Source organism: Mycetocola sp. Y171, assembly GCF_056713165.1.
The window spans coordinates 680,260-690,483 of sequence record NZ_JBWYGX010000002.1; the positions used below are offsets into that span (position 1 = coordinate 680,260).

8 protein-coding genes are annotated in these 10,224 nt (G+C 67.1%); 3 read left to right on the forward strand and 5 right to left on the reverse strand.

The genetic code is table 11. The annotated features are described in order from the left end of the window. Positions 1-5: 5 nt before the first annotated feature. The 5 genes from valS to AC1M2K_RS13010 form a co-directional block, all read right to left on the reverse strand. The gene (valS, locus tag AC1M2K_RS12990; RefSeq protein WP_480241301.1) at positions 6-2,603 is read right to left on the reverse strand and encodes a valine--tRNA ligase; all 2,598 of its coding nucleotides are present in this window, start codon (positions 2,601-2,603) and stop codon (positions 6-8) included. A 98-nt stretch (positions 2,604-2,701) separates the two neighbouring features. Continuing rightward, entirely contained in the window at positions 2,702-4,345 is a 1,644-nt protein-coding gene (locus AC1M2K_RS12995; protein WP_480241302.1) for a dipeptide ABC transporter ATP-binding protein, read from the reverse strand. Next, positions 4,346-5,203 carry an ABC transporter permease gene (locus AC1M2K_RS13000; protein ID WP_480241303.1) on the reverse strand — a complete coding sequence of 286 codons (858 nt, stop codon included), beginning with the start codon at positions 5,201-5,203 and terminating at the stop codon, positions 4,346-4,348. Then, complete coding sequence (locus AC1M2K_RS13005) at positions 5,200-6,189, reverse strand: ABC transporter permease (RefSeq protein WP_480241304.1); 990 nt, start codon at positions 6,187-6,189, stop codon at positions 5,200-5,202. The genes AC1M2K_RS13000 and AC1M2K_RS13005 overlap by 4 nt, the downstream gene beginning before the upstream one ends. Beyond that, positions 6,167-7,819, reverse strand: coding sequence for an ABC transporter substrate-binding protein (locus AC1M2K_RS13010; protein ID WP_480241305.1), 1,653 nt, complete (start codon positions 7,817-7,819; stop codon positions 6,167-6,169). The genes AC1M2K_RS13005 and AC1M2K_RS13010 overlap by 23 nt, the downstream gene beginning before the upstream one ends. Positions 7,820-7,949: 130 nt before the next feature. Between AC1M2K_RS13010 and AC1M2K_RS13015 the strand changes: the two genes are divergently transcribed. From AC1M2K_RS13015 to AC1M2K_RS13025, 3 genes are read left to right on the forward strand one after another with little or no spacing between them, the layout of a single operon-like run. Further along, on the forward strand, positions 7,950-8,552 hold the full coding sequence (locus AC1M2K_RS13015; RefSeq protein WP_480236713.1) for a TetR family transcriptional regulator: 603 nt from the start codon (positions 7,950-7,952) through the stop codon (positions 8,550-8,552). A gap of 58 nt (positions 8,553-8,610) precedes the next feature. Next, a complete protein-coding gene (locus AC1M2K_RS13020) occupies positions 8,611-8,961 on the forward strand; it encodes a GntR family transcriptional regulator (protein ID WP_480236712.1) in 351 nt (116 codons plus the stop codon). Continuing rightward, a complete protein-coding gene (locus AC1M2K_RS13025) occupies positions 8,958-9,962 on the forward strand; it encodes a DUF1648 domain-containing protein (protein WP_480241306.1) in 1,005 nt (334 codons plus the stop codon). The genes AC1M2K_RS13020 and AC1M2K_RS13025 overlap by 4 nt, the downstream gene beginning before the upstream one ends. Positions 9,963-10,224 lie beyond the last annotated feature (262 nt).

Below are 10,224 nucleotides of genomic sequence, written 5' to 3' on the forward strand. Positions count from 1 at the left end.
TCTCCTCAACTGTTGGTCGGCGTAGGGTCGTCGACCGGGGCGAACTCGACACCGGTCACGGTCAACTCGTCGCCCGGGGTGAACCTGAGTCTAACGATACGACCCACCGCCTTGAGATCCCCTTCCGCGTGAGCCAGAAGTGTGATCTGATCCGGGCTTCCGGTGACGGTTGCCTCGGTCAGGGTCGCCTTCTGCGATGCCTTCGCATCGGTCTTCGCCCTGCGGATGCTCGTGAGCGCCTGTCCGGTGAGGACGAGGAGCTCAGGTTCACCGGTGGATGGCAGCTCGTCGACGGTCGGCCAGGCGGCGGCGTGCACGGATCCGTCGTTCCACCAGGACCAGGACTCGTCGGCCGCGAATGGGATGAACGGCGCGAAGAGCCGCAGCAGGATGCTGAGCGCCTCACGGAGGGCGGCGACCGCCGAGGCCTGGCCGGGGTGCTCCGCGTCGTATGCACGCTCCTTGACGAGCTCGAGGTAGTCGTCGCAGAAGGTCCAGAAGAACGACTCGGTCGTCTCCAGGGCGCGGGCGTGGTCATATGCGTCGAATGCCGCTGTGGCGTCGGCGACGACGGTGCGCAGGGTTGCCAGCATGCTGAGGTCGATCGGCTCGGTCACCGGCGCATCTGCCGCCGACTCGAAACTGAGGATGAACTTCGACGCGTTGAGCACCTTGATGGCGAGGCGGCGACCGATCTTGATCTGGGTCGGGTTCTGCGGGTCGAAACCGGCGTCGGTTCCGAGCCGGCTCGACGCCGCCCAGTACCTGACTGCGTCCGAACCGTGCTTCTCGAGGATGTCGGCCGGCGTGATGACGTTGCCCTTCGACTTCGACATCTTCTTGCGGTCGGGGTCGAGGATCCAGCCGGAGAGGGCGGCGTGCTCCCACGGCTTCTCGTTGTACTCGAGCGCGGAGCGGAGCATCGTGGAGAACAGCCAGGTACGGATGATGTCCTGGCCCTGTGGCCGCATGGAATACGGGAAGACGAGGTTCCAGAGTTCGGGATCCCGCTCCCAGCCGCCGGCGAGCTGCGGGGTCAGCGACGACGTCGCCCAGGTGTCCATGATGTCGAGTTCGCCCGCGAAGCCGCCGGGGACGTTGCGCTGAGACGCGTCATAACCGGGTGCGGTGTCGCTGGACGGGTCGACAGGGAGGGACGCGGCATCCGGAAGGATCGGCGACTCGTAGATCGGTTCGCCATGGCCGTCGAGGGGGTACCACAGCGGGATCGGCACGCCGAAGAACCGCTGGCGGGAGATGAGCCAGTCTCCGGTGAGACCGCCGACCCAGTTCTCGTAACGCACCCGCATGAAGTCAGGGTGCCACTGGAGCTCCTGGCCGAGTTCGATCAGGCGGGCACGGAGCTCTTCGTCGCGGGCGCCGTTCCTGATGTACCACTGGCGGGTGGACACGATCTCGAGTGGCTTGTCACCCTTCTCGTAGTACTTCACCTGGTGGGTGGTCGGCTTCGGGTCGCCGATGAGGTCACCGGAGTCCTTCAGCAGCTGCACGATTGCCTGCTTGGCGCTGAACACCGTCTTGCCTGCCAGCTCACGGTAGGCGACCAGTCCGGACTCCGAGGTGATGACATCCGGCGCTTCGTGGATGATGCGACCGTCGCGGCCCATGATCGTGCGGTTCGGGAGGTCGAGTTCGCGCCACCAGACCACGTCGGTCACGTCGCCGAAGGTACAGATCATCGCGATGCCTGCGCCCTTGTCCGGCTGGGCCAGGTGGTGGGCGAGCACGGGAACCTCGACGCCGAACACCGGGGTGGTCACCGTGGTGCCGAAGTAGGGCTTGAAACGCTCGTCGTCCGGGTGGGCGACGAGGGCAACGCATGCGGGCAGGAGCTCAGGCCGCGTGGTCTCGATCTCGATCGTGCCGCCGTCCGGCTTGTGGAACGCCACACGGTGGTACGAAGCGGTCTGTTCCTTGTCCTCGAGCTCGGCCTGCGCGACCGCGGTGCGGAAGGTGACATCCCACAGTGTCGGCGCCATGGCCTGGTAGGCCTCACCGCGCTCGATGTTCCGGAGGAAGGCGAGCTGGCTGGCGCGGATGGAGTCCTCGCCGATGGTGCGGTACGACTGAGACCAGTCGACAGACAGGCCGAGGGTGCGCCACAGCGCTTCGAACTGCTTCTCGTCCTCTGCGGTGAGGCGCTCACACAGCTCGATGAAGTTGCGGCGTGAGATGGGCTTCTGATCGGCGGCCTTGGAGCTCTTGCCGTCTCCGCCCTCGAACGGAGGAACGAATTCGGTGTCGTACGGCAGCGTCGGATCGCAGCGGACACCGTAGTAGTTCTGCACGCGGCGTTCGGTGGGCAGTCCGTTGTCGTCCCAACCCATCGGGTAGAACACCTGCTTGCCGCGCATCCGCTGGAAGCGCGCGACGACATCGGTGTGGGTGTAGCTGAAGACGTGTCCGATGTGGAGCGACCCTGACGCGGTCGGTGGGGGAGTGTCGATCGAGTAGACGCAGTCCTTGCCTGCGGCGACGGCCGCCGGGCGGTCGAACCGGTAGGTGCCCTGGTCTTCCCAGACCTGCCCCCATTTGGCTTCGAGGCCTTCGAGTGCCGGCTTGTCTGGAACGTGCGCGGTCATGGGGAACTCCGGTTTCGATATAGGCGGCACCGTGTGAACGTGCCTGAGTGTCTGTGGTCCGCCGTCCATCGTACCGGAGGGGCGTCGACGGGAACTGCCTACTCGGTCGCCGGAGCCAGCCTCGGCGTGTCCCGAACGAGCTGGGCGGTGTACGGATGCTGCGGGTCGTCGAACACGGTCGCGGCATCGCCGGTCTCGACGATGCGGCCGCGCTGCATGACGGCGACGCGGTCGCTCATGTGTCGGATGACGCCGAGATCGTGGGAGATGAACAGGTAACCGAGGCCACGCTCCCGCTGGAGCCGGTTGAGCAGGTCGAGGACCTGCGCCTGGATGGTCACGTCGAGGGCAGAGACGGGCTCGTCGCAAATGAGCACGTCAGGTTGGGCGGCGAGGGCGCGGGCGATCGCCACCCGCTGGCGCTGGCCGCCGGAAAGGAACAGTGGGCGCGTCGGCCCGATATCGGCGGGCAACCCCACCGAATCGAGGAGCTCGGCCACGGATTCGGCCGACCCGGTCGTGCTTATCGCGTCCTCGAGGATCTGCCTGACGGTCCACCGCGGGTCAAACGAGCTCAGCGCATCCTGGTAGATCGCGCCGATCCGTGTCCGAAGCGGTCGCCTCGCCTTCTCGGGGAGGTCGAGCCAGTCGCCGCCGTCGAGCTGCACCGTGCCGGAGTCCGCGGCTGTCAGGGCGAGGGCCAGCCGGGCCACCGTCGTTTTTCCTGACCCCGATTCGCCGACGAGGCCGAGGGTCTCACCCCGGCGGATCTCGAACGAGACGTCGTCGACCGCACGGAACCGTCCTGACGGCGATGGATAGCTCTTGACGAGATGCGACCCGGAGAGGATGACGGCCTCGCTGATGGCTGAAGCAGTGCGGGGAAGTGGCTGAGCGGCCGGAGCCGTGGGCCCGTTCACGGACGGGTTCGCCGCAGGGAGGAGGGGCAGTCCCCGCGGTCGCCCGGCAGGGACGGCAGCGATGAGCTCCCGGGTGTAGCCGGTGATCGGTGCGGCGAGAATTTGTGCGGTCGTGCCCGTCTCGACGACTCGGCCGTTCCGCATCACGAGAACCCTGTCTGCGATCGCGCTGACGACGGCGAGGTCGTGGCTGATCAGGAGGATGCCCGTGCCCTGGGCCTTCAACGCGGCCATGAGGTCGAGGATCCGCGACTGGATGGTCACGTCGAGAGCGGTCGTGGGCTCGTCGGCGATGAGGAGGGGTGGGTCGAGCGCGATGGCCGACGCGATGAGAGCCCGTTGCCGCAGCCCGCCGCTGAGTTCCCCCGAGCGCTGACGTGCCGCGTTGGCCGGGTCGGGCATGCCGACCTTCTCGAGCAGCTCGACGACCCTGGCGGTGGCGGCGGCCGCAGGCATCCGGCCGTGCAGTCGGATCGTGTCGGTGATCTCGCGTCCGATGGGGCGGAGCGGATCCAGTGAGACGAGGGCATCCTGCAGGATGAGACCGACGTCACGTCCCCGGACGCCTCGCCACTCGCGGTCGGTGGCTCGCCGGCGATCACGGCCGTTGAGGGTGAGAACGTCGGCTGTGACGGTGGAACCCGTGCCCGCCAGCCCGAGCAGCGAGCGTGCCGTGACACTCTTGCCTGAGCCGGATTCACCCACGATGGCCACGCATTCCCCGGCGGCGACGGTGAACGACATGTTCTCCACCACTGTGCGAGCCGATGAGCCGGCGCCGAACGACACGGTGAGGCCCTGCACATCGAGAAGTCCGGACATTCAGGCTCCCTTCGATCGACGCGTGATGCCCCGGCCGAGAACGGTCGAGACGATCGTGGTCAGCACGATCATCAGGCCGGGAAAGACCGTCAGCCACCACGCCGTTCCGATGTAGGTACGGCCGGCGGACAGCATGGCACCCCACTCGGCGGAGGGCGGCTGCGCCCCGAGCCCGAGGTAGCTGAGCGCCGCAGCCCAGACGACAGCCTGGCCGATGCCGAGGGTGGCGAGCACGACGAGCGGAGTGAGGGCGTTCGGGAGGATGTGTCGCGTGAGGATCCGTCCGGGGCTGTGGCCGAGGACCCGGGCAGATTCCACCCACGCCGATGAACGGATGGCCACGAGCTGCCCCCGGATGATGCGGGCGTATCCGGGAGCTGTCGACAGCCCGACCGCAATGGTCGCGGACACAGGGCCGGGGCCCGCGATGACGATGACGAGGAGGGCCAGAAGCAGCCCGGGGAACGCGAACAGCACTTCGACCGCCCGGTTGACGGTGAAGTCGAGGGCGCGGCCGCCGAAGCCGGCGAGAACGCCGAGGGCGAGGCCGAGTGCCAGGCCGATGGCCGTCGCCGTCACACCGATGAGGAGGGAGGGGGCGGTGCCTGCGACGACCCTGCTGTAGACGTCCCTGCCGGATTCGTCCGTGCCGAACCAGTGGGACGCCGTCGGCGGGCTGAAGGCGTTCCTCGGGTCGATCTGGTTCGGATCCGCGGTGCTGACGATGTCGGGTGCGACGGTCGCGACCAGGAGGAAGACGACGAAGGCGGCGGCCAGAAGCTCTCCGACACCGAAGCGTCGGCGTCGCTTTCCCGGCGGCGCCGTGACGGCCGCGGTCCTGACTTCGAGTTCGCTCACCGGGTGTCCGCCTGGCGAAGGCGCGGGTCGGCTACCCGGGAAGCGGCATCCGTGAGAAAGGTCATCAGGATGTATGCGACCGCGACGACGAGGACGACGCCGGTCACGACGGGAACGTCCCGCAAGGTCACCGCCTGCAGCAGTGTTCGCCCGAGACCCGGCCTGGCGAAGATCGTCTCGACGACGACGGCGCCGGAGATGAGGAAGCCGAGAGCCCACCCGGAGAGGCTGATGCCGGGGATCGCCGCGTGGCGGAGAGCATGACGCAGGCGGATGCCGGTTTCGCTCTCTCCGCGCGCCCGAGCGGAGAGGATGAAGGGGGAGTCGAGCGTGTCGAGGAGGGTTTCCCGCATCACCTGGGCAAGGAAGCCGGCGAGGGGGATGGCGAGCGTCACGACGGGGAGCACGAGGCCGGAGACGTCACCGGTGGAGACAGGAGGGAACCAGCCCAAGGTCGTGCTGAAGACGGCGATGAGGACGGTGGCGAGCCAGAAGTGAGGAAGGGCGGCGCTCGTCAGCTCGATTCCCTGCCCGACCGCTGCGGCGACCCGACCGCCCCCTGTGGACCAGAGCGACAAGGAGATGGCGATCAGCCACGCGAGGGCCAGGGCGGAGACGGCGAGGGTGAGAGTGCCGACGATCTGCTGGCCGATCAGGTCGGCGACGGGCACCTTGAGGGCGTATGAGGTTCCGAGGTCGCCGGTCACCAGTCTGCCGAGAGCGGCGACGTACTGGGCGAGGAGCGGCTGGTCGAGGCCGTACTCCTGCCTGACCTGTTCGAGCGTCTCCTCGGACGCCTGCGATCCTGGTCCGCCGAGCACGGCTTCCGCCGGGTCGCCGGGGATGAGCCTGATGGCGAAGAAGGTGAGCGTCGCCACCGCCCAGAGCACGAAGACCGATCCGGCCAGGCGAGCGAGGAACCAGCGGGCGGTGCCGCCGCTCCTCGTCGCCTGGGCCGGCTGATCAGTCTGTGAGCCAGGCGTCATAGAACGTTGGCGTGGAGACCGTGGGCAACGCACGGGCGCCGGAGACGTCCGGGCCGAGGAGGAAGTGATTCTGCTGGTCGTACAGCGGGAGGATGTAGAACCCCTCGAGGATAATCCGCTGCGCATCGGCGTAGAGGTCGGTGCGTTCTCCCTCATCGGTGATCTGGGAGGCTCGCGTGAGCAGGTCGTCCAGTTCAGGGATGTTCACCTGTGCGTGGTTGGCGAAGTAGCCGCTCGGCGCCGGAGTGATGCCCGAGGAGTGGAACAGGATCCGAAGCACGTCCGGGCCGAGCTTGGTGTACGGGGCGCTGACGATGTCGTAGTTGTTCTCACCGAGTGCGGTGTACCAGCCGGAGAGGTCGAGCAGGCTGATCTTCACGTCGAAACCCGCCTCCTTCGCCGTCGCCTGCACCTGCTCGAACAGGGACTGCTCCGCGGGGATCGACTGGTTCGTGGAGACCGGGAAGTCGAGGCTGAGGCGCTCGCCGTCCTTCACGCGGTAACCGTCGGCATCCCGATCGGTCCATCCGGCGTCGTCGAGAAGCTCGTTGGCGGCATCGAGGTCGACGCCGAACAGTGTGTCGTCGGAGTACGCGGCGGTCTCGGCGCTGGAGAGCGGCGAGTACGACCGGGTGGCGGTTCCGAAGAACAGGGAGTCGATGCCGTCGTTGACGTCGACGGCGCGGATGAACGCTTCACGTACCTTCACGTCGTCGAAGGGCGCCTTGCCCGAGTTCAGTTCGATCCGGTTCGATGCGCCTGGCCTCGGAGCGTCGATTTCTGTGAGGCTGTCGTTCTTCGTCGCAGCGGAGAGCGTGTCCGGCTGGGCGTTGTCGATGACGTCGACCTGGCCACCCTGCAGCGCGGCATACCGTGACGCGGAATCAGGGATGAAACGCCATTCAATCCCGTCGAGGTAGGCGGGTCCTTCGTGTGCGGCATCGGCGGGGGGTGAGTTGTAGTCATCGTTGCGGACGAGGCTCACGTGATCCTGCTTCACCCACTCGTCGATGATGAACGGACCTGTTCCGATCGGTGACGCGCAGTTCTCGTCCATCCCGCGGGCGATTCCTGCGGGGGATTCGATCGCCAGCCACGGCTGGGCGAGCGACTCGAGCAGGGCGCTGTCCGGCTCGGTCAGCTCGAACCGGGCGACCGTGTCCGACACGGCCTCGACGGCGCTCACCTTGCCGAGTGCGAGGTATCCGGTCGACGACTCGGTCGCCGGGTCCTGGAGGTGCTCCATGTTCACCTTCACGGCTTCGGCGTCGAACGGCGTTCCGTCCGTGAAGGTGACATCGTCACGCAGCGTGAATTCCCAGCTGAGGCCGTCGTCGGCGACCGCCCACTCGCTGGCGAGCCACGGGATGATCTCGCCGTCGTCGTTCCGGGACACGAGCGAGTCGAAGACCTGGCCGGCGAGGAGTGCCTGCGGGTAGTTCCCGCCGACGTGCGGATCGAGGCAGGTCGGCTCGGCGTCGCCGCTGGCATAAGTGAGTGTTCCACCCGAGACGGGTGTGTCCTGCGGGGTCGGCGTCGGAGCCTGGCAGGCGGTGAGTGCGAAGGTCGCGATGGCGATACCGCCGACGGCGGCAAGACCGCGCGTGCGACGAGAGGGTGCTGAGTGCATGGGGGCGAAAGTTCTTCCGGTGAAAGCGGGAGGCAGGAATATCTGGTCTGAGTCTACTAACGAGCGAATGCGGGAATGAATTCCCGGAAGCCGTGCGGTCGCTACGCTTCAGGGAGACGGAAGGGGCGGCATGAACGACGTGGCCGGTGCGGTCGGGAGACCACGGAGATCCTCGCAGCGCATCCTGGAGGAGGCCGCTGCCGAGTTGTTCCTCGAGCAGACCTACGCAGGGACGACGATCGACCAGATCGCCGCGCGCGCGGGCGTCAGCCGCAACACCTTCTTCAACTACTTTCCGGCCAAGAGCGATCTCCTCTGGGTCGACTTCGACGAGACGATGGCCAGGCTCGGCGGGGAACTCGACGCCATCGATTCCGGGATGGCGCCGATGGATGCCGTGAGGCAGGCGATCACGGCCGTCGCGGCATCCCACCCGTCGGGCAGTGTCCCGTGGGCGCTGACCCAGTACGAGCTCATGGGAACGAGGGACGAACTCCAGGCGTCAGGGCTGGCACGATTCATGAAACAGAGTGCCGTCCTCGAAGCGTTCCTGGCGAAGCGGTTGCCCCCGAGCCGCTCAGTGCCGCCCCAGGCCATCGCTTTCGCGGTCCTCGCGGCCGCGGCTGCCGCGGCAGGGGAGTGGGCGCGGGCCGGCGTGAACAGGCGTCCGCTCGACGCGTACGTGGCCGAGGCGATCACGCCGGTCTGTGACGGATTCGCCCGCGCGCTCTGATCGGTGATGTTCATGATCGCTACTTGTTCTAGTTGAACTAGAACTATAGAATCGGGGCATGCTCCTCCGAATCGACCCAGGCTCACCGGTTCCGCTGTTCGACCAGCTGGCCGGGAGCATCAGGGGCGCGGTGATCGCCGGCGGTGTGAAGGCGGGGGAACGACTGCCGACCGCCCGTGACCTCGCAGAGTCACTCGACGTCAATGTCCACACGGTGCTCCGTGCCTACCAGGTGCTGCGCGACGAAGGGCTGGTCGAATTGCGCCGGGGTAGGGGAGCGATCATCACGAACACAGCCGGGCGCTACGCCCAGCTCAGCGCGGCCATCGACACGGTCGTCGCCGAGGCGAAGACCCTCGGCATCGGGCCGGACACGGTCAACTCACTACTCCGGGAGGCATTCAAATGATCGACAACCAGACACGGGTTCCCGGCCGGAGACGGTACTTGCTCATCGGTACCGTGCTGCCCATCCTGCTCACCCTCGTCGGCGCCGCTCTCGCAATCACCTGGCTGCCCGACCTCCCTGATCCTGTAGCGATCCATTGGGGGAGGGGCGGCGCAGACGGCTTCGGCAGCGCCTGGACGCTGATCCTCATTCCCGTCGGGATCACCGTTGTCTTCACGGTCATCACCGGCCTCGCCCTCACTGAGGCGAGACGCAGCGGAACCCTGACGATCAACGACAAGATCCTGATCGTCACTCGTCACTTCCTCAGCGTCCTGCTGACAGTGGGGACGATCGGCTCGCTCGCCGTTCAGCGCGGTCTCGATGACGCGCACGACGCTCCGGACATCGCCGGTCAGCTGTTCGTCGGCGCCATCGGCGGTGTCCTGCTCGCTGCCGCGGTGTGGTTCATCCTTCCGAAAGCCGTTCCGGCGCGCTTTGAGGACGCCGCGGAAGCCAGACCGATCGACCTCGCCCCCGGCGAACGCGTGTTCTGGGAGCGTACGGTCCACATCTCGGGGGCGGTCGTCACGTTGATCGTCGTCATCCTCGTCTTCTCGGTGGGTGTCGCCATCCTTGCGTCTCTGAGTTCGGCCACAGCCGTGCCGTTCGCCGCGGCCATCGCGGGCTTCGTGATCGTGCTGACGATCGGGATGTCGTTCTGGCGAGTGAGGGCTGACCGCCGGGGATTCCTCGTGAGGGGCGCACTCGGCTGGCCGCGGGTGAGCATCCCGAACACGGACATCGCCGAGGTGCGTGTCATCGAGGTGAACCCGACGGCGGACTTCGGCGGCTGGGGCTGGCGGATGGCATCCGGCCGTCGCACCGGAATCATCATGCGTCGCGGACCCGGAATCGAGATCACCCGGACGGATGGCCGGCGGCTCGTCGTCACCGTCGACGATGCGGAAACCGGCGCCGGCGTGATCAAGACGCTCACGAGCCGCGCCGCGGCATCCTGATGGTGAGTTGCCCGGATCGGTGGGTGTCGCGCTCCGCGAACCCGTCGATCCTGGCAACTCGACGCCTGACTCCGGTCGAGACGCTATCCTTGTAACAACGACATCGATCCGGCCATCACCGGGGAGTCTCCGGAAGAACAGCGACATGAACCTGTGTCGCCCAGTAGAACCGGGCGGGTCTGGCCCGTCACAGCCAAAGAACGAGCGGCCGACGCGTGCGGCAAGCGAGGTGGTACCGCGGATCGAACCTGATCCGCCCTCG

Bases quoted from the DNA above. Each gene is read 5' to 3' on its own strand.
- AC1M2K_RS13015 (WP_480236713.1), top strand. From the start codon at position 7,950: ATGAACGACGTGGCCGGTGCGGTCGGGAGACCACGGAGATCCTCGCAG.
- AC1M2K_RS13010 (WP_480241305.1), bottom strand. From the start codon at position 7,819: ATGCACTCAGCACCCTCTCGTCGCACGCGCGGTCTTGCCGCCGTCGGC.
- AC1M2K_RS13025 (WP_480241306.1), top strand. From the start codon at position 8,958: ATGATCGACAACCAGACACGGGTTCCCGGCCGGAGACGGTACTTGCTC.
- valS (WP_480241301.1), bottom strand. From the start codon at position 2,603: ATGACCGCGCACGTTCCAGACAAGCCGGCACTCGAAGGCCTCGAAGCC.
- AC1M2K_RS13005 (WP_480241304.1), bottom strand. From the start codon at position 6,189: ATGACGCCTGGCTCACAGACTGATCAGCCGGCCCAGGCGACGAGGAGC.
- AC1M2K_RS12995 (WP_480241302.1), bottom strand. From the start codon at position 4,345: ATGTCCGGACTTCTCGATGTGCAGGGCCTCACCGTGTCGTTCGGCGCC.
- AC1M2K_RS13020 (WP_480236712.1), top strand. From the start codon at position 8,611: ATGCTCCTCCGAATCGACCCAGGCTCACCGGTTCCGCTGTTCGACCAG.